This is a genomic window from Rhizobium sp. O111, from assembly GCF_055616315.1.
Genome location: NZ_JBSHXL010000001.1, coordinates 2034221 through 2061052 on the forward strand (window position 1 = coordinate 2034221; position 26832 = coordinate 2061052).

The 26832-nt window shown below is 62.7% G+C and carries 22 protein-coding genes; 11 read left to right on the forward strand and 11 right to left on the reverse strand.

Translation table 11 applies throughout. The annotated features are described in order from the left end of the window. Positions 1–137: 137 nt before the first annotated feature. Positions 138–1226, forward strand: a complete 1089-nt coding sequence (locus ACVTFQ_RS10485; protein ID WP_111562079.1) for an AbrB family transcriptional regulator — start codon at positions 138–140, stop codon at positions 1224–1226. On the opposite strand, the gene ACVTFQ_RS10490 is transcribed toward ACVTFQ_RS10485, so the two are convergent. After that, entirely contained in the window at positions 1186–2043 is an 858-nt protein-coding gene (locus ACVTFQ_RS10490; RefSeq protein ID WP_409527946.1) for an AraC family transcriptional regulator, read from the reverse strand. The genes ACVTFQ_RS10485 and ACVTFQ_RS10490 overlap by 41 nt on opposite strands. A gap of 126 nt (positions 2044–2169) precedes the next feature. On the opposite strand from ACVTFQ_RS10490, the gene ACVTFQ_RS10495 reads away from it, so the two are divergent. Beyond that, entirely contained in the window at positions 2170–2577 is a 408-nt protein-coding gene (locus ACVTFQ_RS10495; protein WP_111562081.1) for a DUF2000 family protein, read from the forward strand. A 117-nt stretch (positions 2578–2694) separates the two neighbouring features. Here the strand turns inward: ACVTFQ_RS10495 and ACVTFQ_RS10500 are convergent, their stop codons facing one another. The 4 genes from ACVTFQ_RS10500 to ACVTFQ_RS10515 all read right to left on the reverse strand — a co-directional run bounded on the left by ACVTFQ_RS10500 (position 2695) and on the right by ACVTFQ_RS10515 (position 9163). Next, complete coding sequence (locus ACVTFQ_RS10500) at positions 2695–3360, reverse strand: YiaD family glycine zipper/OmpA-like lipoprotein (protein WP_111562082.1); 666 nt, start codon at positions 3358–3360, stop codon at positions 2695–2697. A 186-nt stretch (positions 3361–3546) separates the two neighbouring features. Then, the gene (locus ACVTFQ_RS10505) at positions 3547–4542 is read right to left on the reverse strand and encodes a flagellin N-terminal helical domain-containing protein (protein ID WP_111562083.1); all 996 of its coding nucleotides are present in this window, start codon (positions 4540–4542) and stop codon (positions 3547–3549) included. A 266-nt stretch (positions 4543–4808) separates the two neighbouring features. After that, on the reverse strand, positions 4809–7964 hold the full coding sequence (locus ACVTFQ_RS10510; RefSeq protein WP_111562084.1) for an efflux RND transporter permease subunit: 3156 nt from the start codon (positions 7962–7964) through the stop codon (positions 4809–4811). After that, on the reverse strand, positions 7964–9163 hold the full coding sequence (locus ACVTFQ_RS10515) for an efflux RND transporter periplasmic adaptor subunit (protein ID WP_111562085.1): 1200 nt from the start codon (positions 9161–9163) through the stop codon (positions 7964–7966). Before ACVTFQ_RS10515 ends, ACVTFQ_RS10510 begins: the two co-directional genes overlap by 1 nt. Positions 9164–9515: 352 nt before the next feature. Between ACVTFQ_RS10515 and ACVTFQ_RS10520 the strand changes: the two genes are divergently transcribed. Next, a complete protein-coding gene (locus ACVTFQ_RS10520; RefSeq protein WP_111562253.1) occupies positions 9516–10337 on the forward strand; it encodes an alpha/beta fold hydrolase in 822 nt (273 codons plus the stop codon). 580 nt (positions 10338–10917) lie between these two features. Further along, complete coding sequence (locus ACVTFQ_RS10525) at positions 10918–13413, forward strand: ATP-dependent helicase (protein WP_111562086.1); 2496 nt, start codon at positions 10918–10920, stop codon at positions 13411–13413. Positions 13414–13723: 310 nt separating this feature from the next. Here the strand turns inward: ACVTFQ_RS10525 and ACVTFQ_RS10530 are convergent, their stop codons facing one another. The 4 genes from ACVTFQ_RS10530 to ACVTFQ_RS10545 all read right to left on the reverse strand — a co-directional run bounded on the left by ACVTFQ_RS10530 (position 13724) and on the right by ACVTFQ_RS10545 (position 15905). Then, entirely contained in the window at positions 13724–14167 is a 444-nt protein-coding gene (locus tag ACVTFQ_RS10530) for a DUF488 domain-containing protein (RefSeq protein ID WP_111562087.1), read from the reverse strand. 1 nt (position 14168) lies between these two features. Beyond that, complete coding sequence (locus tag ACVTFQ_RS10535; RefSeq protein WP_210208043.1) at positions 14169–14786, reverse strand: DUF488 domain-containing protein; 618 nt, start codon at positions 14784–14786, stop codon at positions 14169–14171. A gap of 3 nt (positions 14787–14789) precedes the next feature. Continuing rightward, positions 14790–15458, reverse strand: a complete 669-nt coding sequence (locus tag ACVTFQ_RS10540) for a hypothetical protein (RefSeq protein WP_162724736.1) — start codon at positions 15456–15458, stop codon at positions 14790–14792. 99 nt (positions 15459–15557) lie between these two features. After that, positions 15558–15905, reverse strand: a complete 348-nt coding sequence (locus ACVTFQ_RS10545; RefSeq protein ID WP_111562089.1) for a hypothetical protein — start codon at positions 15903–15905, stop codon at positions 15558–15560. 288 nt (positions 15906–16193) lie between these two features. On the opposite strand from ACVTFQ_RS10545, the gene ACVTFQ_RS10550 reads away from it, so the two are divergent. From ACVTFQ_RS10550 to pncA, 5 genes are all read left to right on the forward strand, one after another. Beyond that, positions 16194–17030: a siderophore-interacting protein gene (locus ACVTFQ_RS10550; RefSeq protein ID WP_111562090.1), complete on the forward strand. Its 837-nt coding sequence runs from the start codon at positions 16194–16196 to the stop codon at positions 17028–17030. A gap of 860 nt (positions 17031–17890) precedes the next feature. Next, on the forward strand, positions 17891–18394 hold the full coding sequence (locus ACVTFQ_RS10555) for a hypothetical protein (protein WP_111562254.1): 504 nt from the start codon (positions 17891–17893) through the stop codon (positions 18392–18394). A gap of 262 nt (positions 18395–18656) precedes the next feature. After that, the gene (locus tag ACVTFQ_RS10560) at positions 18657–20297 is read left to right on the forward strand and encodes a Na+/H+ antiporter (RefSeq protein ID WP_047505762.1); all 1641 of its coding nucleotides are present in this window, start codon (positions 18657–18659) and stop codon (positions 20295–20297) included. Between the two features lie 1118 nt (positions 20298–21415). After that, on the forward strand, positions 21416–22711 hold the full coding sequence (locus ACVTFQ_RS10565; protein WP_047505763.1) for a sugar MFS transporter: 1296 nt from the start codon (positions 21416–21418) through the stop codon (positions 22709–22711). A 103-nt stretch (positions 22712–22814) separates the two neighbouring features. Further along, positions 22815–23441, forward strand: a complete 627-nt coding sequence (gene pncA / locus ACVTFQ_RS10570; protein WP_112437073.1) for a bifunctional nicotinamidase/pyrazinamidase — start codon at positions 22815–22817, stop codon at positions 23439–23441. On the opposite strand, the gene ACVTFQ_RS10575 is transcribed toward pncA, so the two are convergent. Further along, on the reverse strand, positions 23438–23686 hold the full coding sequence (locus ACVTFQ_RS10575) for a DUF2164 domain-containing protein (RefSeq protein ID WP_111562093.1): 249 nt from the start codon (positions 23684–23686) through the stop codon (positions 23438–23440). The genes pncA and ACVTFQ_RS10575 overlap by 4 nt on opposite strands. 133 nt (positions 23687–23819) lie before the next feature. Between ACVTFQ_RS10575 and ACVTFQ_RS10580 the strand changes: the two genes are divergently transcribed. Both ACVTFQ_RS10580 and ACVTFQ_RS10585 read left to right on the forward strand, forming a co-directional pair. Continuing rightward, positions 23820–24536 (forward strand): AzlC family ABC transporter permease, encoded by a 717-nt coding sequence (locus ACVTFQ_RS10580; protein ID WP_018897594.1) that lies wholly within the window; start codon positions 23820–23822, stop codon positions 24534–24536. 1 nt (position 24537) lies between these two features. After that, positions 24538–24846: an AzlD family protein gene (locus ACVTFQ_RS10585; protein WP_018897593.1), complete on the forward strand. Its 309-nt coding sequence runs from the start codon at positions 24538–24540 to the stop codon at positions 24844–24846. A gap of 47 nt (positions 24847–24893) precedes the next feature. Here the strand turns inward: ACVTFQ_RS10585 and ACVTFQ_RS10590 are convergent, their stop codons facing one another. After that, on the reverse strand, positions 24894–26729 hold the full coding sequence (locus ACVTFQ_RS10590) for an aminopeptidase P family protein (RefSeq protein WP_111562094.1): 1836 nt from the start codon (positions 26727–26729) through the stop codon (positions 24894–24896). Positions 26730–26832 lie beyond the last annotated feature (103 nt).

Sequence of the window (26832 nt, forward strand, 5' to 3'; positions counted from 1 at the left end):
GACCCCCGGCCCCGCCCGCGCCTATATCCACGGCACGCCATCGGCGCCCGCCGATTTTCCAGCAAAGCCTCTGCCGCTCCCCCAGACGTCGCATCGACCCGTCATCAGCATTGGCAAGACATGCATCGGATAAGCCGTTGAAAGACGCCAGCCGCCAGTTCCGAACCGCCAGCCTGCCGCGCTGGGCTTTGCTGCTCGCCCTCTCCACCATTCTTGTCGTTGGCCTGGAAATGCTCGGCCTGCCCGCCTCGCTGCTGATCGGCCCGATGGTCGCCGCGATCCTGCTCGCCGTCTCGGTCGGCAAAGGCTCGCTGCGTGTCCCGCGCTGGCCGCTGCTTTTCGGCCAGGCGCTGGTCGGCTTCATGATGGCCCGTGCCATCACCGTCGATATCCTGCAGACGATGGCGAGCGACGCCCCCCTCTTCCTCTCCATGATCTTCGCCGTCATCGCCGCCGCGGGCCTGCTCGGCTGGCTCTTGACCCGCTGGCAGGTGCTGCCGGGCACGACGGCGGTCTGGGGCTCATCGCCGGGCGCCGCGGCGGCCATGGTCGTCATGTCGGAAGCCTATGGCGCCGATGCGCGCCTCGTCGCCTTCATGCAATATCTGCGCGTCGTCTTCGTGGCCGTCGCCGCCTCCGTCGTCGCCCGCCTGTGGGTGGCAGCCGATGGCGGCGAGCCGCCGCCGCTCATCCTGTTTCCGCCGATCGACTGGCCGGCCCTGGCCGCAACCGTCGCGCTCACCTGTCTCTCGGCCTATTGCGCCACGCGCTTCCGCATTCCCGGCGGCACCATCATCGTCTCGCTGTTCACGGGCTCGCTGCTGCAGGGCCTCGGCCTCCTGAAGATCGAACTCCCCATGTGGCTGCTGGCGATCAGCTATGCCTTGATCGGCTGGAGCATCGGCCTGCGGTTCACGCGCGGGATCATCGCCCATGCCGCCCGCGCCCTGCCGCGCGTGACCGCCTCGATCCTGATCCTGATGTCGCTGTGCGGCTGCATGGCCTATGCGCTGCATGTCTTCGCCGGCGTCGATCCGCTGACCGCCTATCTCGCCACCAGCCCGGGTGGCGCCGATTCCGTCGCCATCATCGCCGCCTCCAGCAATGTCGACGTGCCCTTCGTTATGGCCATGCAGATCGGCCGCCTGCTCATCATCCTGTTGACCGGCCCGATGCTCGCGCGCTTCATCGCCAAGCGCTCCGGCCTTGCGGAAAATCCGGCGTAGAGGGATTTCGCCTCAACCCCGCCCATTGCCCGGGCGTCATGCCGTAGGCCTTCTTGAAATGCCGGTTGAAATGGCTCTGGTCGGCAAAGCCTGTGGCGAACGCCACTTCCGCAAGCGCCTCCCCGCCCCCGATCATCGCGCGCGCCTGCTGGAGCCGCCGCATCAACAGATAGCGGTGTGGGCTGGTCGCGAATGCCGCCCGGAAATGCCGCGCCAGCTGAAACCGGTCGAGCCCCGTCACCGCCTCCAGCTCGCCCGACGTCACCGGCCGTGTCGCATGCGCCTCCAGATAATCCCGCGCCAGCCTCGCGCGCTGCCAGGCAATGCTGCCAAGCGCCCGGGGCGGAGCGCCCGCATGCCGCGCCAGACCATCCGCCACGCGTGACACGAAGTCGTCGACGAAGAGCTCGTCCAGTTCCCGGTCGAGCTCACCGAGCGCCGCCAGAAGCGTGCCGGCCAGCACGGGATCGTTGAAGACAGGCTGATCGACGAAGGGCAAGCCGATGCGCGCCGCTTCAAGACAGTCGAAGAGCAGCGCCGGCTCCAGGTAGAGCATGCGGTATTGCAGCCCGTGATCCGTGCCCGCCCCGCCATCATGCTCTTCGTCGGGATGCAGCACGATCACCTGCCCCGGCATGCTGAAACGCCGCTCGCCGCGATAGGAAAAGGTCTGCACGCCCTTGATCGTCACCCCAAGCGCATAAGTATCGTGACGATGCGGCTCAAACGCATTTCCCGCGAACTGCGCCTCGATGCGCTCGATGCCAGGAAAGGCCGGCGCGGTCACGATCCCAGGCGCAATCGCGCCATGTGCAATCGCACCGGAAGCGACCGCGCGCCCGTCCGCACCCGGCTCCGTGCACAAACGTTCAAGACCCTCAAGGGCGTGATGGCTTAGATCCTCATCCAACCGACGTCGAAACCCGCATGAAAAGAGACTGGAATGTTTGATACCAAAATTGCGATCGTGCTGCGAAACAATCTTCCATCCTGGCAGACGCTGAATGTCACCGCCTTCCTGATGAGCGGGATCACCGGCCAGAACCCGGAGATCATCGGCGACGCCTACAAGGACCGCTCGGGCAATCTCTACAACCCGCTCTCGATCCAGCCGATCATCGTGCTTGCAGCGCCCGAGGAGACCATGTCCACCATCCATCGCCGCACGCTGGAGCGCGGCATCACCGCGTCACTCTTCATCGAGGAGATGTTTGCGACCGGCCACGACGCCGCCAACCGCGCCGTCTTCGAAAAATACGCGCCCGATGACGCCAAGGTCGTCGGCATCGCGATCCGCGCCGACAAGAAGATCGTCGACAAGATCACCAAGGGCGCTGTCATGCACCCTTGAAGCAATGCCAGGAAAAGTGTGAAGCGGTTTTCCGTCCGGAATTGCGTAATTCAAACTACTCTAACGCAAAACGGCCGGGCATCGAGCCCGGCCGTTTTAACTCTCGATCGAGCCCGATCAGCTCTGGGTGATCGGCGCGATCTGGATTTCGACGCGACGGTTCTGCGAGCGTCCGGCTTCCGAGGCGTTGGAGGCAACCGGCTGCGACGGGCCGAAGCCGACGGCCGACATGCGGCGCTGGTCAATGCCCTGGCCGCCGAGATAGCCTGCGACAGACTCGGCGCGGCGCTGCGACAGATCCTGGTTGTGCTGCAGGCTGCCGGTCGAATCGGTGTGGCCGTTGACGTCGATCAGCGTGCGGTTGAACTTGCGCAGCACGATCGCCACCGAGTTCAGCGTCGGGTAGAAGCCCGGCTTCACGGCGTCCTGGTCGACATCGAAGGTGATGTTCGACGGCATGTTCAGGATGATGTTGTCGCCGTTGCGGGTAACGGAGATGCCGGTGCCCTGCAGCTGCGCGCGCAGTTCCGATTCCTGCTGGTCCATGTAGTTGCCGATCGCGCCGCCGGCGAGAGCGCCGACACCGGCGCCGATCAGCGCCGCGTTACGCCGACCAACCGGCGAACCGCCCACGGCCAGACCCGCCAATGCGCCGACACCGGCGCCGAGCAGCGCGCCGCCCGATGTGTTCGACATCTTCTGCTGGCCCGTATACGGATCCGTCGTCGTGCAGGCGCTGAGGTAGGTCGCGGCAACGGCGAGAAGGATGAATTTCTTGATCATGGACAGGCGTATCTCCAATTCGATGGTGATGCGAGCAGTATTAAGGAATGCGGCAAGAAGATGAAGCGCGTGCCCTGAATACTGGAAAATCGATGGATTGCACAGCCTTAGAGCCAGAACTCCCGAAAAAGTCACCGGCGTCGGCGACGCCGGTCGCCAATGGCGGCCGCTACAAACGGTGACACGTCAGAAGTTCTGGAACAACTGACGTACCGTATCGTAGGTGGCATTCGCGATGTTGAGCGATTGCAGGCCCAGTTGCTCCTGCGTCTGCAGTGCCGCGAGCCGGCTCGATTGCTCCTCCATGTCGGCATCGATCAATCTGCTCATACCGCGCGCGAAGGCATCGCCCAGGGTCTGCGCGAAATCGCTCTGCAGGCTGATGCGCTTTTCCAGCGCGCCGAAGGACGAGCCGATCGTCGTCATCTGCCCGAGCATCTTGTCGACGACGGAGACCATCTCCTTCACCTCCGCGGTGGTGGTGCTCGACGACACCCCGATCTCGACCTGCCCTGCCGTATTGCCGGCGCTGGCAAGCATCACATAGTTCTGCGAGGCGCCAAGCTCCGTCGCGAAATATTGCGAGGTCAACGCGCCGTATTCACCTGATCCCGTTGTCCGATCGTCGATCAGGTAGCGAGCGTCCTTGGATGTCGTCGACCCCACCGGCGCGATATCGACCTCGTAGCTCAACGTTCCGATTTCGACGCTTCCGTCGGGATGCCTTGTGAAAGACGCCGGGATCTCGCGCGGTCTCGCCGGATCGTCGGCATCGTCGATCGCCACCCAATTGTCGTTGTTGAAGCTGGCGGCACCGGAGACGGCCCGCAGCTGTTGCTTCAGGTGGGTGATATCGAGATTGATCTTGTCCTTGTCGACGCCATCCTCGGTCGCGGCCACGAGCTTGGCCTTGATCTGACTGACGAGATCGGTCGATTCGCCGACGGCGGTATAGGCCGTGTCCATCGTCGCGGCCGCCAGCCCCAGCGCGTCGCGCACCGCCGACTGCGCTCTCTGGTCGCTTTTCAATGTCGAGCTGATTGCCCAATAGGCGCCGTTATCAGAGGCGCGTTCGACCCGGAGGCCGGTCGAGACCTGCCTCTGGGTCGTCGTCAGTTTATTCCCGATGTCGCGCAATACATAAAGCGCGGCATCCACCGAAGTGCGCCGATAAATACTCACGGATACTGAACTCCGAACACAACAATACGCAACAGGTACAAATGAACCGGTGCCGCGAACACTCATGTCCGGGGGCGCCAAACAGCGGCGCCGTGCAGCCTCCCGAAACGCTGGAAGACCATCGGTATCGATGCCAATGATTACGGACTATGCTTAAAAAACAGCTAAAAGTCGCAATTAATTTAGCCTGTTATGCAACCATTCGGAAACTATACGAAAACGCCGCCCGCAACCGCCGCGAAGGCACGATTGTAGGGCGGCGTTCGTTACTCGGCGGCTTCGAGCTGATCCGGCGCGGCGACGATTTTCGGCCGCTCGGCATGTTCCATCTCCTGATGCAACCGTGCCTCTTCATGCGCATGCGGCTTGGCGAAGCGGGCGATCAACAGATAGGCGACGGGCGTGATGAACAGCGTCACCAGCGTCGCGAAGCCAAGTCCGCCGACGATCACCCATCCGAGCGCCACGCGCGCCTCCGCACCCGCGCCATGCGCGAACACCAGCGGCACGCCGCCGAGGATGGTGGCGATCATCGTCATCATCACGGGACGCAGCCGCAGCGCGCAGGCCTTCTCGATCGACGCCCTGACATCCTCGCCCTCATCGCGCAGCTGGTTGGCGAACTCGACGATCAGGATGCCGTTCTTGGCCATGACGCCGACAAGCAGCACTAGGCCGATCTGGCTGTAGATGTTGAGGCTAGAACCGGTGATCACAAGCGCGAAGACCGCGCAGGCAAGCCCCAGCGGCACCGTCGACATGATGATGACGGACGAGAGCATGCTCTCGAACTGCGCCGCCAGCACCAGGAAGATGATGATGATCGCGAAACCGAAGGTCAGCGCCATGCCGTTGGCGTTTTCTTCCAGCGTCGCCGCCTCCGCAAGCGGCATCAACCGCGCACCCGAGGGAAGTAGCGGCGCGGCCAGCGTCACGGCCTCTTTCACCGCATCGCCAAGTGACACGCCATCCTTGAGGCCCGCCGTGATCGCCACCGACGCCAGCTGCTGTTCGCGATTGAGCTGCGGCGCCACGGCGCCTTCTTGCAGCGAGGCGATAACCGACATCGGCACGATCTTGCCGTCGCCGGTTTTCAGGAAGACGTTCTCAAGATCTGTCGGATCGTCGAGCGGCCGCGTGTTCGAGGTCAGAAGCACCGGATAGGCATCGCCCTTGACGAACACGTCGACCACCGAGCGCCCTTCCAGCAGCGACTGGATGGCGGTCGACAGGCCGGTGATGTTGATGCCGAGATCCGACGCCCGCTCGCGATCGATCGAAATCGACACCTGCGCCTGCGTCGGCTCGTTGGCGAGGCGCGGCGTGTCGTAGCGGCCGGTCGCGTCGAGCGCCTGCACCAGCTTCAGCGCCGATTGCGTGAGCGCATCGTAATCGCTGCCGATCAGCGCCATCTGCAACCCGTTGCCGGCGCCGCGAATGCGCAGGCTGTTGGACTGGATGGCATTGCCGCGCAGCGCCGGCACCTTCAGCGCGGCGCGATTGATATCCGCGACAATCTCGCCCTGCGTGCGCTCGCGCTCGCCCCAGGGTGCCAGCGTCAGCACCATGAAGCCGCTATTGGCCTGCCCGTTCTGGCCGGAGATGGAAAAGACGTTGCGGATGTCGCCGCTATCGACCAGCGGCTGCAGATATTCCTCGACCAGCTGCAGCTTGTCGCGCGTATATTCGAGGCTCGATCCCTGCGGCGTCGTCAGCCGCATCATCACCATCGCCCGGTCCTCGTTGGGCGTCAGCTCGCTCTTCACACCGGTGAAGGCAAGGACGGCGGCACCGGCGAAGATCACCGAGAACACGATGACGACGAAAGGCGCATTCAGGCAGCGTTGCAGGCACCACTCATAGGCGCTGGAAAACCGGTCGCCGAAGCGGCCGAGCATCCCGTGATCCTCTTTCATCTCCCGGGTCAGCATGCGCGACGCCATCATCGGGCAAAGCGTCAGCGCCACCAGCGACGACAGGCCGACGGAGAATGCGAGCACGAAGCCGAACTCACGGAACAGGCCGCCCACCTGCCCCGGCAGGAACGACAGCGGAATGAACACGGCTGCCAGCGTCGCCGTCGTGGCGATAACAGCGAAGAACACCTCGCGTGTGCCAAGCACGGCGGCCGCGCGCGGCCCCATGCCTTGCGCGCGCCGGCGCACGATGTTTTCGAGCACCACGATGGCGTCGTCGACCACCAGACCGGTCGCGAGCACGATCGCCAGCAACGTCAGGATATTGATCGAGAAGCCGACCATGTAGATCGCGGCCAGCGTGCCGATCAGCGCCACCGGCATGCTCACCGCCGGAATGATCGTCGCCCGCCAGTCGCGCAGGAAGAGATAGATGACGGCGGTAACGATGACGGCGGCCAGCACCAGCGCCAGCACCACTTCGTGGATGGCGCCCTGGATGAACACCGCGTCATCGCTGGTGATGGCGATCTTGGTACCCTCGGGCAACGTCGTCGACAGCTGCTCGACCGCGGCCTTGATGCCGTTGGAAATATTCAGCGTATTGGACTGCGCCTGGCGGATGACGCCGAGGCCGATGCCCGGCACCCCGTTCGAGCGCAGCGCCGTCTGCCCGTCGCGCGGCCCGAGCGTTACCGTCGCCACATCGCCGAGACGCACGCGGTCGAGCAACATGACGTTGGCAAAATCCTCGGGCTTCTGCAGGCTGGCGGTGGCGCGCACCACGATATTCTGCGTCGGGCTCTTCAGCGAACCGGCCGGCACGTCGAGTGCTGCATTTGACAGCGCATTGGTGAGATCGCCGATCGTCAGCCCGCGGCTCGCGAGCTCCGACTGATCGACATCGACCCGAAACACCTTCTCCTGGTCGCCGTAGCTCTCGACATCGGCGACACCGTCGACGGAGGCCAGCCGGTCGATCACCTCATTGTCGACGAGCAGCGTCAGGTCGTCCATGTTGAGCTTGGTGGAGGTGACGGCGAGACGCATGATCGGCTGCGAATCCGAATCCGCCTTGACGATCTGCGGCGCGTCGGCGTCGTCAGGCAACCGGTCGGTGATCCGTCCGATCGCATCGCGCACGTCGTTGGCGGCGACCGCGAGGTCCACAGTATCGGAAAACTCCAGCGTCACCCGGCTCTGGCCGAATTGCGAGCTCGACGAGATCGACTTCAGCCCGCTGACGCGCGCCGATGCGCCCTCGATGACCTTGGTCACCTCCTGGTCGATCGTCTGCGGCGACGCGCCGTCGAAGGTGGTGCGCACGGTCACGACCGGCCGGTCGACGTCAGGCAGTTCGCGCACCTCGATGCCGACATAGGCGGCGAGACCCGCAACGATCATCAGCGTGTTGAACACCAGGGCCAGGATTGGCCGGCGCACGAAGAGCGCCGTGAACGTCTGCTTGCCCGATGGCGTGTTGTTGTGGGTGCCGCTGTCGCTCATCAGGTGACGGGCTCCTTGGCGGCAAGTTCGCCCCCTTCGGAGCGCACCGGCCCGCCCTCGCGCACGCGCTGCAGCCCCTGCGTGACGATCAGGTCGCCATTATCGAGGTTGCCCTTGACCAGCACATAGTCGGGATTGCGCTGGACGATGCTGACGCGCACCTTGTGCGACTTCTGCTCGGCCACGCGCCACACGAAGGACCCTTGCGAATCCCACTGCACCGATTGCGGATCGACTGCCGGATACTGGTCGCCATCGAACCGCATGCCGACGCTGAACGACATCCCTGCCCTCAGCTCATCGGCCGCATTGTTGATCCGCGCCCGCATCCGGAGCGTACGGCTCGCCGGATCGACGCGGTTGTCGATCGCCTCGACGGCGCCCGAAAACACCTGCCCCGGCCGCGCCACCGACGTCGCCTCGACCGCCTGGCCGACCTTGACCGTATTGGCGAAACGCTCCGGCACCCAGTAGTCGACGAGGATTTCGGTGCGATCATCGAGCGTTACGATCGGCGTCGTCGTCGAGACGTTGTCGCCGATATTGATTGGCATGATGCCGACGATACCGTCGATCGGCGCCAGGATGTTGCGACGGTCGAGGCTCAGCTGCGCTGCCTGCAATTGCAGCCGCGCGTTCTGCTCGGCGATCTCCTGATCGAACACGTCCATGCGCGACACGCTGGACTTGATATTGTTGTAGAGGCTGGACTTCTCGACCGCCGACTTCAGCGCGACTTCCGCCTGCCCCTTGACGATCACCTGCTCCTCGCTGTCGAGCTTGGCGATGATCTGCCCCTGCTTGACCCGGTCGCCGGACTTGACGAGGATCTCGCGGATGAGACCGCTTGCCTGCGGCGTCACCACCACCGAGCGGATCGCATCCCCCGTGCCGATCGCACCCAGCCGGTCGTTGACCACGCCAGGAACCACGGCCTGCGTGACGACAAGCACAGCGCCGTTGCGACCGCCACCGCCGCCATTGCCGCCGCCCTGGCGACGGTTGCCAGCCTGCTCGCCGCCAGCTGTAGGCGCCGCCGCGCGGCCTGCATTGTCAGGATCGATCGCCTTACCGACAAGTGCTTCGGGAACGCCGGCATTGCGCAGCGTATCGCGCGCGCCAGGCACAAAGACAGCCCATCCGGTAACGCCAGCGGCGATAACGACAAGACAGATCGCAAACTGCTTCCAAAATGACATTCACGTCTCCAGAGGGACTCGAGGTTGTCCAGGGTCGATCGAAAGAGGCGCATACGTGGCAAATCGCCGCGCAACGCCGGAATTATTGTCCGATTGCAGGTCAGCGGCAAGCAAATTGGCCGCCCATTACAGCATTGTAATGTCAACTGTTGGTGACCGGCGAATGTCAGTCATCTCACCCTGACGTTGCCGTCTTCGCAAAAGACTAGACCCACAGGAGCAAATGTCCGCCGGACCGGCAAATAGTGCTTTCGTTTCTGATCATTCCGATGTTCTCTGCCGTCGCGCAATGGGCCGCAAGCGCGCCCGCCGCTCCATTCATTCAAACGCGAACGCAAAGAGGATGACGAGCATGCCGAAGATCACCACCAAGGACGGAACGAAGATTTTCTACAAGGATTGGGGCACCGGCCAGCCGATCCTCTTCTCGCATGGCTGGCCTCTCTCGGGCGACGCCTGGGAAGCGCAGATGCTCTATTTCGGCCAGAACGGCTACCGCGTCATCGCCCATGACCGGCGCAGCCACGGCAAGTCCTCCCAGACCTGGGACGGCAACAATATGGACCAGTACGCCGACGATCTTGCCGAACTGATCGAGCATCTCGACCTCAAGAACCTGATCATGATCGGCCACTCCACCGGCGGCGGCGAAGTCGCCCACTATCTCGGCCGCCACGGCACCAAGCGCGTCGCCAAGGTGGTGCTGGTCGGCGCCGTTCCGCCGCTGATGCTGAAAACCGACGCCAACCCCGAGGGCCTGCCGCTCAACGTCTTCGACGGCATCCGCAAGGGCACCGCGCTCGACCGCTCGCAATTCTTCCGCGACCTCTCCATGCCCTTCTACGGCTTCAACCGCGACGGCGCCAAGGTCAACGAAGGCCTGCGCGAGACCTTCTGGCTGATGGGCATGGCCGGCGGCATCAAGGGCGAATACGACTGCATCCACGAATTCTCCGAGGTCGACTACACCGACGACCTCCGCAAGATCGACAAGCCGACCCTCTTCATCCACGGCAACGACGACCAGATCGTCCCCATCGTCGCTGCCGCCCTGAAGTCCTCGAAGATCGTAAAGGGCGCCGTGCTCAAGGTCTACGAAGGCTCCAGCCACGGCCTCGCCCAGGTCGAGCCTGAACGCTTCAACGCGGACGTGTTGGCGTTCATCAAGGGGTGATCGGCCCGCCGCGCCCTCGGGTGTTGGACGCTTGAGGTTCATCCGCACCGCTGAACTCGCGGAAACGTGCTTAGATCCTCGGCACAAGGCCGAGGATGACGCCGAGCGAGAGGAAAGCGCTTCCACTTCAATTGGTTACGAAGCGCCACCCCATGCTCCACCGTCATCCTCGGGCTCGTCCCGAGGATCTGCCAAGCCCTCGTTTTGCTCGACGTGAATGGACACTTGGCGCCGCACCGCGCCATTGCCTTTGAAGCGTTGACGCTCATCCGCACCGTTGAACTCGCGGAGACGTGCTTAGATCCTCGGCACAAGGCCGAGGATGACGCAGAGAAAGGAGAAAGCGCTTCCACATCAATAGCTTACCAACGCCATCCCCACCCTCAACCGTCATCCTCGGGCTCGTCCCGAGGATCTAACCACGGTCCCGCTTGCTCGACGTGAATGGACGCGAGGCGCAACCCGCGTATCACCCGCTCCTCGTCGTCACCACCCCACAACGACAAACATCCCGTGGACCGGGAATGAAAGCAGAACATCTTTTCTGGTCTTTCCGATCCGAATCACTACATTACGCGGCATGAGCAACAGTTTCGACGATATGCCCTTCTTCGACGAGGAGCCGGGCGAAGCGCCGCGCAAGCAGCAGGCCCCCGCAGCTCCCGCACGAGGAGCGCCCGTTTCGGCCCCGGCCTCGGGAGGTCTCGCCGCCCGCGCCATGGCCGCCCGTGGCGGCGCTCGAGAGCGGCCGGATTATCTGGATGGCCTCAATCCCGAGCAGACCGAGGCAGTCGAAACGCTTGAAGGCCCGGTCCTCGTGCTCGCCGGCGCCGGCACCGGCAAGACGCGCGTGCTGACCACCCGCATCGCCCATATCCTGAACACCAACCGCGCCTTCCCCTCGCAGATCCTGGCAGTCACCTTCACCAACAAGGCCGCCCGCGAGATGAAGGAGCGTATCGCGCATCTGGTCGGCGGCGCGGTCGAGGGCATGCCATGGCTCGGCACCTTCCACTCGATCGGCGTCAAGCTGCTCCGCCGCCACGCCGAGCTCGTCAACCTGCGCTCCGATTTCACCATTCTCGACACCGACGACGTCGTGCGCCTCGTCAAGCAGCTGATCCAGGCCGAAGGCCTAGACGACAAGCGTTGGCCGGCCAAGCAGTTCGCCGGGATGATCGACACCTGGAAGAACAAGGGGCTGGGCCCCGCCGACATCCCCGAGGGCGACGCGCGCGCCTTCGCCAACGGCAAGGGTCGCGAACTCTACTTCGCTTACCAGCAGCGCCTCTCGACGCTGAACGCCTGCGATTTCGGCGACCTCCTGATGCATCCGATCGCGATCTTCAGGAAGACCCCGGATCTGCTCAAGGAATACCATCAGCGTTTCCGCTATATCCTGGTCGACGAGTATCAGGACACCAACACCGCGCAGTACATGTGGCTGCGCCTGCTCGCCCAGCGCCCCAAGGGCGAGCCGCAGAATGTCTGCTGCGTCGGCGACGACGACCAGTCGATCTACGGCTGGCGCGGCGCCGAAGTGGACAACATCTTGCGCTTCGAAAAGGATTTCCCCGGCGCCAAGGTGATCAAGCTCGAGCGCAACTACCGCTCGACCGCCCATATTCTGGGCGCTGCCGCGCACCTGATCACCCATAATGAAGGCCGCCTCGGCAAGACGCTGTTCACCGACCGCCGCGACCCCGATGATATCAAGGTGCAGGTCCACGCTTCCTGGGATTCGGAGGAGGAAGCCCGCGCCATCGGCGACGAGATCGAACAGCTGCAGCGCAACCAGCACAAGCTGAACGATATAGCGATCCTCGTGCGCGCCTCCTTCCAGATGCGCGAGTTCGAAGATCGCTTCGTCACCCTCGGCCTCAACTACCGCGTCATCGGCGGCCCGCGCTTCTACGAGCGCCTCGAAATCCGCGATGCCATGGCCTATTTCCGCCTCGTCGCCCAGCCGGCCGACGATCTCGCCTTCGAGCGCATCATCAACACCCCCAAGCGCGGCCTGGGCGACACCACCGTGCGCGCGCTGCACGATTATGCCCGCGCCCGTGACATCCCGATGCTGGCGGCAGCCGCCGACATGATCGAGACGGACGAACTGAAGCCGAAGGCCCGCAAGGCGCTGTTCGATGTGATTCAATCTTTCCGCAGATGGCAGGAAAGGCTTGAAAACACATCACATACCGAGCTCGCCGAGCAGATCCTCGAAGAGTCCGGCTATACCGACATGTGGAAGGCCGACAAGACCGCCGACGCCCCCGCCCGCCTCGACAACCTGAAGGAACTCATCCGCTCGATGGAGAGCTTCGAGTCCATGCGCGGGTTCCTCGAGCATGTCTCGCTGGTCATGGACGCCGAGCAGAACGAGAATCTCGACGCCGTCTCGATCATGACGCTGCACTCGGCCAAGGGCCTCGAATTCGAGACCGTCTTCCTGCCGGGCTGGGAAGAAGGCCTCTTCCCGCACCAGCGCTCGCTCGACGAAACCGGCCGCGCCGGGCTGGAGGAAGAGCGCCGACTGGCCTATGTGGGGCTGACCCGCGCCAAGCGCCGCTGCCACATCTGGTTCGTCTCCAACCGCCGCATCCACGGCCTGTGGCAATCGACCATCCCCTCACGCTTCCTCGACGAACTGCCCGATACCCATGTCGAGGTCGCCGAAGTCGAGCAGAGCTATGGCGGTTACGGCCGCGGCGGCTACGGCCAGTCGCGCTTCGACAAGGCCGAGCCCTTCGCCAACAGCTACTCCACCCCCGGCTGGAAACGCGCCCAGCAAAACCGCAACGACGCCACCCGCGACAACTGGGGCTCCCGCTCCGGCCATTCGGTCGAGCGCATCGGCTACGGCGAAAGCGGCCCGAAGACCCGCACCATCGACGGCGAACTCGTCGCCAAGTCGACAGCCACCCAACCTTCGAAATTCACCATCGGCGACCGCGTCTTCCACATGAAGTTCGGCAACGGCAACATCAAGATGATCGAGGGCAACAAGCTGACGATCGACTTCGACAAGGCCGGCGAGAAGCGGGTGCTGGACGGGTTCGTCGAGGCGGTCGGCTAGAGAACACGCGGCGGCCCAAAGCCGCCGTCACCCTTTCGTGACTTCGCATATACGCCCACCTCCCGCATACTCCCCGCGCCCGCACCATAATCACGGGCCTAAATAGGAGGATGCCATGAAACGCTACTCGCTATCCCTGATCGCAATGTCCCTTGCACTGGCCATCGTCGGCAACCCGGCGATCGCGCTCGCTTGCAACAAGATCGTCGGGACGTGATCAGCTGAATGAATAGGGTGAGCGGGTGCGAGCCCGCTCACTTCCAAATGTACAAAAGTCAGTCAGAGAAGGTGATCAGGTTCACGCGTCTTTCTAGAGGTGACGAACCTTGAGCTTTGCATCCCAATGACTATTGAGATAATCGCAGACGAGCCGCCGATGGCATTGATGTGGCTTGTCTTCGGAGCACAAGAGACAAACGTTTCGAAACATCTCCGGTTTCAGACGCTGTTCTATTTTCCTCAATGACATCAGATCCATAAAACGGCGTTCATAAACGCACCAATCGCCTTTGTCTTTTTTGAAGGCCTTCAGCATCTCGTCAGTAGGCGCAAGGAGAGGCTGATGCGCATATTCAATTCCAGCTATCTTACGCAGGAAGTAGGCGAGATCGTCCGCTTTCGCAAAACCGGCGAGCTGTGAGGTGTTGTGAAGACGAACGTCCAAGACCTTTTTGGCTCCGCTTTCAGCTAATCGTCCAAAAAAGCTCTCGGCCGAAGTCTTTGTGAATCCGATGGTTGATACGGAAATGCTCATCTCAGGCTGTCTGTCCGTACGATCGCGCCGAAACATCCGTATAGGCAACTTTCAACGCACGCTTTCTATATGCTGCAGTGAGACGATCGACCGGGCGAAGAAACAGATCGCCATCACGTGAACCAGCCATATCCAGCAGTTGATCCTCGATATGTTTATGTGAGACGATGTTTCCGTCCGAAAGGATGTGTTCGACATTGTGGCTACGCTCAGCAAGGCTGCGGCCAACCAACAGGCAGCGATGGCAGTCCAAAGGATCGTGCTCGGAACACATCAACGCGATGCGGTAACGGCCCGCTCCCTCTATTACTCGCTCAATGCCAGCACTGAAATCTTTTGATAGAGCCATTTTCTCGTAATCGGCGATGCCGTCGCAATAATACGCGCTGCTTTTTGGCCGCCCCCCTAGCTCCTCTCCCAGGAAAGAGTAGGCGATACCATCCATCCGCAGCTGATCTTTTAATGTATCTCTATTGAATTGGCTGAAATGTCGCGAATGCGGAACGGAACGAACGTCGGCAACCGCAGTGATTTGTGCGCTTCTGAGCAGCCCAAAAAATCGCTCATAATCGTGAGTGGAGTGACCTACCGTCCATATTGTTCTGTTATCGCCAGACATCATCTATCCATGAATTCCGTTCACCATCAGATAGCACTTGTGCAGTGGCTGGTCGAATGCGCGCGCCAGACCTAAACGGACGTGGACGAACGGCGAAGCCGGTAAAGCATTTGAAACGGCTAGCAACCCACCCTGTCGCCAAGCAGTTTTTAATACCACGCTACTGACAGCGAGGACATACTCTACATTCCCATCATTGACCACCGCCTTCAATTTGCCGAACGCCTCCTCAAAGGAGATGTTTGACCGAGGCAACACTACGGTGCCGAGAGAACCGATGGGCGCTCCGATTGGAACGTATGCACCTTGATGCCTTCCGTTCCATATGGAATTGCACATTACGTTGTCGTAAAACACAGCTGCAACTGAGGCGCTTGCCGGTGGTGCATTTTGTCCAAACCAATTTGCAGCGGGCGCGTTGAGAGTGATGGTCGCCATAATATCGACCTGCGTGTCTTCGGTTAAATGCGGATAAGAGCTGTTGTGCGCCACTCCCGTCGGGCTAAACTCGATGAGAGCACCGGGTACGACCGCATATTGTGCGAGCAAAGCTGCTGTCCAGTTTCTACCACCTGGTAGTGGTCGCACCATCCGCAATTGATTTACATCCCAGCCGGCAACACAAAAATTGCCCGTACTCATTTCCGTTACATCCGTAATAAGCAGCCGCATAAAAGACCCTCGCCAAATGCCAATAAAGTGATCGGTACCAATCACAGAAGCAAGGGTGTATCTTGGATTAATTCAACCTGGATAATGCATTTACACCCCTCACCCCAAGATCGGCATCGACCCCAGTCCCAATATATCGTTGAGCAGCGCCAGCCCGATCCCCGCCGCCACGATCGTAAGCCCGATCAGAAACAGCCGTCGCGAACGGTCGTATTTGGCGGCGATCAGCGAATCCCGCGCCAAGAGATCGGCGAAGACTTTCACCTGAAGCGCGATGCCGACGACAAGCAGCAGCATCGGCAGGATGTCGATGGGGCTCCAGTCGTTCGGGTTGGAGACCCAGCGGCTGATGAAGGTGAGGCAGAAGCCGAGGATGATGCCGGCGGCGGTCAGCGAGCCGTTGCGGAAGGTGGCGTCGATCTTTTCTTCCGGATCCGGCTCGGGCATGGCTCTGGCTTTCGGTTGAACGGCTGATCGAAGCAAGGCAGAAATCGCGCGAAACGGCAAGAGCGGCCGAAGATTACAAAAGCTTCACTTAAAAATCATGTTTTAATCTTGCCAGCCTTCTCGGCCCCCGCTAGGTAAGAAACACATCTGCCGCATCCGCTTCTTGAGAAGCGGCGCCGCACGTAAGCGTTAACGTCAACCAACGCGCTGATCGAACCCGAAGCCGGGGTGCGAGCGGCGCGGCGTGCCTGCGTCCTGAGCGTCCCGGTTCTGAAGAAGGAACCAAAGATGACGGCCAATACCACGCCATCCCCCACCGAAAAACGCCACCTGATCGAACGCGTCCGCCATGAACTGAAGCGCCGCGTGCTCACCGTCCGCCGCGTCCAATATGTCACCCCGCAAATGCTGCGCGTCACGCTCGAGGGTGCTGATCTCGAAGGCTTCGTCAGCCTCGGCCATGACGACCACGTCAAGATCCTCGTGCCCCGCCCCGGCGAGGAGCCGGCTTTTCCGGAAATGGGCCCCGAGGGCAAGCTGCTGATCGACCCGGAAAACCGCCCGTCGCTGCGCGACTACACGCCCCGCCGTTATGATCCCGTGGCGGGTGAACTCGACATCGACTTCGCGCTGCACGAGGCAGGCCCCGCCACCGAATGGGCGCTCAACGCCAAGCCCGGCGACAGGCTCGGCCTCGGCGGCCCACGCGGCTCCTTCGTCGTCTCCACCGATTTCGACTGGTACCTGCTGGTCGGCGACGAAACCGCGCTCCCCGCCATCGGCCGCCGCCTTGAGGAACTGCCGGAAGGCGCCAAGGCGATCGTCATCGCCGAAGTCGCCGGTCCCGAGGAAGAGCAGCCCTTCGCCAGCAAGGCCGACCTCTCCGTCACTTGGCTGCACCGCGGCGCGCAGCCGGCGGGCACCACGGACGATCTCGAACAGGTGCTGCGCGATATCATGTTGCCTGAAGGCGACGGCTATGTCTGGATCGCCTGCGAAACCGTGCTCGCCAAGCGCCTGCGTGTCGTCATGGTCGAGGAGCGCGGGCACCCCAAACCCTGGATCAAGGCCGCCGGCTACTGGAAGCGCGGCCAGGCCGATTTCCACGAGACGCACGGGGATTAAGGCGCGGCACGATGCCGACGGGGATGGACACGGGGTAAGGCGGCGCTGCGGGTGTTCGCAGGCACCAAGTCAAAGCCGCACCGTTGCACTCTCGGTGACGTGCTTAGATCCTCGGCACCTTGGCCGAGGATGACGTCGCGGGTGGGTTTTTCGCTGCGGAAACAAGCGGTTGGTGGCAACCACTATCCAGTGCGTCGCGAGCGGCCGCCCCACTCTCGGCGTCATACTCGGGCTCGTCCCGAGTATCTGCTAAGCATTCCACTTGCTCGACGGGAATGGACAAGAAGAAAGACAGCGCTGCGGGTGCTCGCAGCCGTCCACCCAGAGCCGTACCGTCGTACTCTCGGCGGCGTGCTTAGATCCTCGGCACCTTGGCCGAGGATGACGTCGCGAATGTGGTTTTCGCTGCGGAAACAAATGGTTGGTGGCTGACACCCGATGTATGGGTGCACCGTCACTCCACTCTCCGCGTCATACTCGGGCTCGTCCCGGGTATCTACCAAGCATCCCACTTGCTCGACGGGAATGGACGCGAGGAAAGACAGCGCTGCGGGTGCTTGCCGCCGTCCAGCCACAGCCGCACCGTTAAACTCTCGGCGACGTGCTCAGATCCTCGGCACCTTGGCCGAGGATGACGTCACGAATGGGGTTTTCGCTGTGAAAACAATCGGCTGCCGGTTGCCACCCCGAATCGCCCACACATAGCGTAAACGAAATCTTAATCCCACCCGTCGACCTCGGTCAATCGGCTGAAATTCATCACAACATTCCCCTTTTGACGTCACCGGCAAATCACCTTAGCCCGTCCCTGTTCGTCCATGAAGGACGGCTTTCACGATGGACTCGCAAAGGAGATTCAAGTGACCAGTGTTTCCTCCCTGGGCGGCAACAGCGCCCAGTATATTTCCAGCCTCGACAAGAACGGCGACGGCATCATCTCCGCCGACGAGCTGGCCGCAGCCAACACCAGCAGCACGACCGCGACAGCGACGACCAAGGCCTCGACGGCAAATAGCACCGCCGACAGCGCCAGCGTTACCCAGAAGATCGCAGCCGATATCCTCTCCTTGATGCTGCAGCTGCAGCAGTCGAGCGAAAGCGACGATGGGTCCAGCGACGACGGCAGCCTCTCCGGCAACAGCCCGAAGGGCATTCTGGCGCTGATGGACAGCAACAACGACGGCAAGCTCACGACCAGCGAAGTTCTCTCCGCCGATCCGTCGAAGATCGCCGAAAGTGCCGGCGCCGGCGACAACACCGCCGTCACGCAGGTCCTCACCGACATGCAGACCGCGATCCGCGCCTACCAGACCACCTACGGCGCCTCACTCGCCTCCGATACCGACACGACCCAGACCGCGTGATTGACCAGACTGCCTGACTCGTAAGACCGCCTGATTGGCGTGCAACACGGCTCCGCCGGGGGAGCCGAAACAGCCTGTCCTTTCGATACCGCCCGCCGTGTATGGGCAAACGGATCCATCGTCATCAAGGACTTGACCGCAGCGCACGCGCCGATGGCGCAATGTCGCAGGTGGCCCGAAACAGGGTCCACGACCGTTGCAACGACAGCCAAAAACCCGCAAAACCGAACTTCGACGGTAAGAACGAAGGACATGGCATTTCATGGAAAGCATCAGCGTTTCGTTGATCCTGCTGTTTGCAGTGGTCGTTAGCGGAACACTCACCAGGCTCTCCCCGATCCCGGTCCCGCCGCCTCTCGTGCAGATCGCGCTCGGCGCCGTCATCGCCTCGGTGGCCGATCTCGGCGTCAGCCTCGATCCCGACCTCTTCTTCATGCTCTTCCTGCCGCCGCTGCTGTTTCTCGATGGCTGGCGCATCCCCAAGGAAGGCCTGCTGCGCGACAAGACCGTCATCCTCGAGCTGGCGCTCGGCCTCGTCATCTTCACCGTGCTCGGCGTCGGTCTCCTCGTTCACCTCCTCATCCCCTCCATGCCGCTCGCGGTCGCCTTCGCGCTTGCGGCAGTCGTCTCGCCGACGGATCCGATCGCCGTCTCCGCGATTGCCGCCCGCGTACCGATCCCCAACCGTCTGATGCACATTCTCGAGGGGGAATCGCTGCTCAACGATGCGTCCGGCCTCGTCTGCATGCGCTTTGCGGTCGCAGCCGCCCTCACCGGCACATTCTCGCTCACGGATGCGGTCGGCACCTTCTTCTGGGTGGCGATCGGCGGCATTGTGATCGGCATCGGCGTCACCTGGGCGGTCATGCAGCTGCAGCGTTTCCTCACCCGCCGGCTTGGCGAGGAGACCGGTTCGCAGATCCTCATCAGCCTGCTTCTGCCGTTTGCCGCCTATCTGATCGCCGAACACCTGGAATGCTCCGGCATCCTGGCGGCGGTCGCGGCCGGCATCACCATGAGCTTCGGCGAGCAGAGCGGCCGCGCATCCGCCGTCACCCGCGTGCGCCGCACCGCCGTCTGGGATACGGTCCAGTTCGCCATGAACGGCGTCATCTTCGTGCTTCTCGGAGAGCAGCTGCCGCAGATCGCCTCCAGCGCCATCAATATCGTGCGCGAAACCGGGCATTACGACCCGCTGTGGCTCATCGTCTATATCGTCGCGATCAACGTGGCGCTGGGGGTGCTGCGCTTCTCCTGGGTCTGGGTATCGCTGCGCTTCACGCTCTATCGCGCTGCCCGAAACGGCCTGGACTTCACCCGCCCGAGCTGGCGCCTTGTGGCTGCCACCTCGCTTGCCGGCGCCCGCGGCGCCATCACGCTTGCCGGCGTTCTGACATTGCCGCTGACCATGGGCGATGGCTCCCCCTTCCCGGGCCGCGACCTCGCGATCTTCCTCGCCGCCGGAGTCATCATCGTCTCGCTCTTGGCCGCCAGCATCGGCCTGCCGTTCCTCTTGAAGAACCTTCATGTGCCGGCAGAACCCTCCCACCAGCGCGAGGAAGACGAGGCCCGCATCCGCGGCGCCGAGGCCGCCATCAAGGCGATCGAGCAGCTGCAGCACGACATGGGCGAAGGCCGCGCCGACGCCGACCTCTACGCCGACGCCGGCGCCCGCCTGATGGACATCTACCGCCAGCGCATCGCCGGCCGCTCCAAGACCGGCGACGACGCCATGCTCGCCCGCCGCAGCGAAGAGATCGAACGCAAGCTCCGGCTGGCCGGCGTCAAGGCCGAACGCGCCGAGTTCTTCCGGCTGGCCAGGAACCGCAAGCTCTCGGAAGAGCTGATGAAGAAGCTGGTGCGTGAGGCTGATCTTGCCGAGGCGCGTTTTTCGGGGCCGTGAGGGCGAGCTTTGGGGTGGTGTGGGGGTTTTGGTGTGTCGGTAGGTGAGGTTTTACCGTGTGATACCCCCCTCTGCCCTGCCGGGCATCTCCCCCACAGGTGGGGAGATTGGCTGGACGCTGCCGCTCGCTCCACTCTCATTGTTTGGCTAAGAGCAAGCCACGAGTCGATCTCCCCCCTTGTGGGGGAGATGTCCGGCAGGACAGAGGGGGGTATGGCTCGGCACTGACATCAGCGACATTGCCATCGAACCCTCCCCATACCACCACCCCACCTGACGGGCACAACCACCCACCCCACAAAACAAATCCGCAAGCCCGCTCAACACACTAACCCCGTCACCCCACTTTTCTCATCCCCACCCCACACCACCCCGCACATACTCCCCTCGTCACCGCACAGGGAGCCGGGTCGCGAACCGGAAGCCCGTACCGCTCGAAGTCCGGCGTGTGGTGATGGTTGCCAAGGGGATATGACGCCGTCAGGGCTGATGATCCACCGGCAAGACCGATCCGAGAGACGCTCCTGTCGGGTCGGGCGAACCGGAAACCGAGGTGATCGGGCAGGCGGACAGCCTGACAACCAATACCACCTATAACAACCGCCTGCCCTTCCCGTTTTATGCCGCCGACCGTCGCGAGGTTTTGCTTCGCGCGCGGATTTGGTGTGCGTGCGTGGTCTGGATGACGGTTAGCGTTCTGCCGTGTGATACCCCCCTCTGCCCTGCCGGGCATCTCCCCCACAGGTGGGGAGATTGGCTGGACTTGCCCGCTCGCTCCACGCTCATTGTTTGGTTGGGGAGCAAGCCGCGGGGCGATCTCCCCCCTTGTGGGGGAGATGTCCGGCAGGACAGAGGGGGGTAACACACGGCACAACAGAGAGGCCCCGCCGCCCCAAAAACCACCCTCTCCCCACCCTCATCTCGCAAATGCGAAACATTTTACCGCAAAGCACAACAAAATACTTTGAATACTATCGAAATCTCGGAATTGCGCGTATATGACGCATCGTGGCTTGCTGCACGCTTTCTCCCAGAGCGCCCCGCCGAGCCACCGCCGGCCCGTTTTGACAACGGCATTCAAAGGAAAATACCCGGCGTCCACAACAGGAGGTACCAAAGTGGCCAGTATAACAACAAGCAATGCTGCGAAGACGTCCTCGTCTCCGGCAGCCAATTATCAGTTTGCGCTCATTGCCCTGACATCGCTGTTCTTCATGTGGGGTTTCATCACCTGCCTGAACGACATTCTCGTTCCGCATCTGAAGAACGTCTTCCAGCTGAACTACACGCAGTCGATGCTCATTCAGCTCTGCTTCTTCGGCGCCTATTTCATCGCCTCGCTGCCATCGGGCGCGATCGTCAAGCGCATCGGTTATAAGTGGGGCATCGTGCTCGGCCTGATCGTCGCCGCCATCGGCTGCGCGCTCTTCGTTCCTGCCGCAAGCTACCGCGTCTACGGCCTGTTCCTCGGTGCGCTCTTCGTGCTGGCATGCGGCGTCACGCTGCTGCAGGTCGCAGCCAACCCATACGTTACCGTTCTCGGCCCGCCGGATACCGCCGCCAGCCGCCTGACCATGACCCAGGCCTTCAACGCGCTCGGCACGACGGTCGCGCCGATCTTCGGTGCCTTCCTGATCCTGTCGGCGGCCACCGCTGCCGTTTCCGGCGCCACGCCCGAACAGCTGGACGCGATCAGAGTCGCCGAAGCCGGCGCCGTGAAGTTCCCCTACATGCTGCTCGCAGCAGCCTTCCTGGTGCTCGCAGCCGTGTTCGCGGCCCTCAAGCTGCCGCAGGTCGAAGGCGATGAGGAGATCGAACCGATCGTCGGCGGTGGTTCCGCCTGGCAGTTCCGCCACCTCGTGCTCGGCGCCATCGGCATCTTCGTCTATGTCGGCGCTGAAGTCAGCATCGGCAGCTTCCTCGTCAACTTCATGAGCCAGCCCGACATCGCCGGCTTCTCCGAGGCCGACGCCGCCCATTACGTCTCCTATTTCTGGGGTGGCGCCATGGTCGGTCGCTTCATCGGCGCGGTTGCCATGCGCTATGTCGACGATGGCAAGGCGCTCGCCTTCAACGCGGCCGCCGTCATCATCCTGCTGCTCGTCACCGTGTTCACGACCGGTCACACCGCCATGTGGGCGATCCTCGCCGTTGGCCTGTTCAACTCGATCATGTTCCCGACGATCTTCTCACTCGGTCTCTATGGCCTCGGCAAGTTCACCAGCCAGGGCTCCGGCATCCTGTGCCTGGCGATCGTCGGCGGCGCGCTCCTTCCTGTCCTCCAGGGCGTTCTTGCCGACACCATCGGCATCCACCTCGCCTTCCTGATGCCGATCGTGTGCTATGCATACATCGTCTTCTACGGCCTGAAGGGTCACCGCCCGGTATCGCACCAGATCGCGCGTCACGCCTGATCGATAAAATCGCGCCCCGCCGTCCTGGCGGGGCGTTTCCATTCTTGCGCCATCACACACGTCTTGGCATGTTGCCGTGCAACAATAGGTGGAGAAACTGCCGATGAAGGCCTTGCTGCTGATCGACATCCAGAACGGGTTCTGCCCCGGCGGAAACCTCGCCGTTCCCGATGGCGACAAGGTGGTCCCGATCGCCAACCGGCTGATCGCAAGCGACCGATACGACCTGATCGTCGCCTCGCAGGACTGGCATCCGGAAGGCCACGGCAGCTTCGCCTCCTCTCATGAAGGCAAGCAACCCTTCGAGCTCCACGAGCTCTCAGGCAAGCCGCAGATGATGTGGCCGGATCATTGCGTCCAGGGCACGAAAGACGCCGAACTGCATCCCGAGCTCAGGGTGCCCGAGATCGATGTGATCTTCCAGAAGGGCGAAAAACACCACGTCGACAGCTACTCCGCCTTCCGCGACAACGACCAGCACACCATCACCGGCCTTGCCGATTATCTCAAGGAACAGGGCGTCACCGAGCTCGACCTCTGCGGCCTCGCCACCGATTACTGCGTCAAGTTCTCGGCCCTCGATGCGCTGGAAATGCTACCCGGCGTCAAGGTGCGCTTCATCGAGGACGCCAGCCGCGGCATCACGCCGGAAGGCGTTGCCACCGCGATCACGGAGATGCGCGAAAGCGGCATCGACATCGTCACCAGCGAGCAGCTGATCGAAAACTAATCGCCGGCATCGCGCTGCAACTGATAGACATCATCCGAGAAATCATCGATGCGCCGCGCCAGCGCCGCCTGTGCATCGTCGATGCCCTGGCGATAATAGGCAGCCCCCACCTCCTTGGCGAAGAAATCGAGCACCAGCTCGGCCTTCAGCAGGCCGATCGGCTGGTCGAGCTCGCGGTCGAAGTGATGCTGGATGCGCGCGATCAGCGCCGCCTTCTCGTCCTTGGAAAATTCGATCGGCTTCATCGTCCCCTCATTGGCTTCACGGCTACTGCATTGGCACCGTTCAGCGAAATCGATCGGTCAATCAAGGAAATTCGCTTGCCGCCGTAGCCGCCTCCCCTTAGAGGGGTTCCAAATTCCAGGAGGATGATCGCCGATGTCACGCGCGAATTTTATCGACGGCCTGCGCGGCGGTTTCCCCATTGCGCTTGCGTCCGCCCCGTTTGGCGCGCTGTTCGGCGCTCTGGCCGCCGATCACGGCATGTCGCTGTTCGAGCTGACCTTCATGAGCGCCACCGTCTATGCCGGCGCGAGCCAGATGGTCGGTCTCGAGCTTTTCGGCCATGACGTCCAGGCATGGCTGATCGTCGCCTCCATCCTCGCCGTCAATTTCCGCCACGTGCTCTATTCGGCGGCGATCGCGCCCTACATCAAGCATTTCACCAAGCTGCAGAAGTTCTTCACCTTCTTCCTGCTCGTCGACCCGCAGTTCGCCGAGACGGTCAAGCGCGGCGAAGCCGGAAAGCCGGTGACCTTCTCCTGGTATCTCGGCTTCGGCCTGATCATCTATGTCCCGTGGACGCTGGTCAGCCTGCTCGGCGGCACGCTCGGTCGCTATATCGGCGATCCGAAGTCGATCGGTCTCGACATCCTGCTGCCGGCCTATTTCCTCGGCATCGTTCTCGATTTCCGCCACCGCGACAACTTCATTCCCGTGGCAGCCGTCAGCGCCGTCGCCTCGGTCGTCGCCTATCACTATGTCGGTTCGCCCTGGCATGTGAGCCTGGGCGCCGCCGCCGGCATCCTGCTTGCCGCTTTGTTCCCGCCGCCGCCGACGGCGCAGGAACTCGAATCCGATCTGCACGAGGTGTGACGTGACCTTCGATCCCCACATGTTGCTGATCATCCTGGCGGCCGCCGTCGCAACCTATGCGACGCGTATCGGCGGCTATATTCTGATCACCACGATGAAGCGCATCCCGCCGCGCATGGAAGCAGCCCTTGCCGCCGTGCCGGCAGCGGTTCTGACCACGCTCGTCGCCCCCGCCTTCTTCACCGGCGGCTGGGAAACCAAGCTGGCGCTGGTCGTCGCCCTACTCGTCGGCCTGCGCGTCTCGCACACATGGATGCTGGTCGCCGCCTGGGCGGTCGTCATGGCCTGGCGCCACACGATCGGCGGCTGACGCGGCGACCGATCAAACGGTCGCCGCCCCCACAGTTTCAATAGTTCTCAATATTCCAGCGGCAGCGTCGCATTCTCCAGCCACGCCTTGACCTCGTGGTCATGGATCAGCGGCATCAGCGCCTCACGCGTCTTCACGTGATAGTCATTGAACCAGTGCAGCTCGTCATGGGTGAGCAGCTCCGGAATGACGAGGCTGCGGTCGATCGGGCAGAAGGTCAGCGTCTCGAAGCTCAGCACCGGCATGTCACCACCCTCCACGGGCTCGGCATCGCGCACATAGATCAGGTTCTCGATGCGGATCCCGAAAGCGCCCGGCCGGTAGTAACCGGGCTCGTTGGAAAGGATCATCCCCGGCAAAAGCTCCTGCGTCGACATCCGGGAGATCCGCTGCGGCCCCTCGTGCACCGAGAGATACGATCCGACGCCGTGCCCCGTGCCATGGCCGAAATCGGCCCCTGCCCGCCACAACGCGATGCGCGCCAATGGATCGAGATCGCAGCCGCGCGTACCCCTTGGGAACCGCGCGGTGCTGATCTGGATCATCCCCTTCAGCACCAGCGTGAAGAACCGCTTCTGCTCTTCCGAAACCGTGCCGACGCCCACCGTGCGGGTGATATCGGTGGTACCGTTGATGTACTGCGCGCCGGAATCGATCAGGAACAGCTCGCCCGCCTCAAGCTTGCGGTTGCTCTCGGTCGTCACCCGGTAGTGCATGATCGCCGCATGCGGTCCGGCACCGGAGATCGTGTCGAAGGAGATGTCCTTCAGCGGGTTCTGCATGCTCTGCCCGACCTTGGCGCGCGCCGCCTCAAGCTTCTCGGCGACCTCGATCTCGGTCACCGTGCCGGGCTTGGTCTGCGCCAGCCAGCACAGGAACTCGACCATCGCCGCGCCATCCTGCAGATGCGCCGCCGCAGACCCGTTGATCTCGACGCTGTTCTTGACAGCACGCGGCAGCTTTGCCGGATCGTTGCCCTCGACGACGACACCATCAGCCGTGCGGATGATGCTGGCAAGCCCGTAGGAGGTCAGATCAGGATCGACGAGCACCCGACCGCCATCCCTGGAGACCGCCGAAAGCTTTTCCTCGAGCGCCGAGGGCGGCAGCTGCACGCACATCTGCGCGAGATAGGCCTCCTGCTCGATCCCGGTCTTGCGCTTGTCGAGAAACAGGTCGGCCTTGCCGTCGGCGTAGATGATGGCGCGCGCCAGCGGATGCGGCGTGTGCGGCACGTCGGCGCCGCGAATGTTGAAGATCCAGGCGACCGACGACGGATCGGCGATCAGAACCGCCTTTATATCCTTGGCTTTAAGATCGGCCGCGATCTTGGCGATCTTCTCATCGGCGAGAATACCCGCCTGCGCCACGTTCTGGATGGCCACGGCGCCCAGCGGCTCCTGCGGCCGGTCGGCCCAGAGCCTGTCGAGCGGATTGTGCGGCAGGATGACCAGCGAGCCGCCGATCGCGTCCAGCGCCTTTTCCAGCCGCTTGACCTCGGCGCCCGAATGCAGCCACGGGTCGATCCCGAGCCGCAGGCCCTTGGCGCCGTGATTGCCGAGCCACAGATGCGGCGGCTCGTTGACGAGATCGCCGCCCGTAAAGACCGAACCGTCCACCTGCTCGGCAAGCTGCGTCACATAGCGGCCGTCGACGAACACGATCGCCTCAGCGCGCGTCACCAGCGCCATGCCGGCCGAGCCGGTAAAGCCCGTCAGCCATGCCAGCCGTTCCGAACATGCCGGCACATATTCGCCGTTGAACTCGTCCGCCCTGGGGACAAGAAAGGCGTCGATCGCAAGATCGTCGAAACTTGCACGCAGCGCAGAGGTGCGATCGCGGCCGAATTGTGGCGTGGAGGTGACTTCGAAAGACTGGTACATGCTCAAAAACCTGATGTTTGGTCCGACATTCAACACGAATCCGGCAGGCGGAATGCCGCTATGTTATCGGAATTTCACGCGAACGGGAGAAAAACCGCGTCTC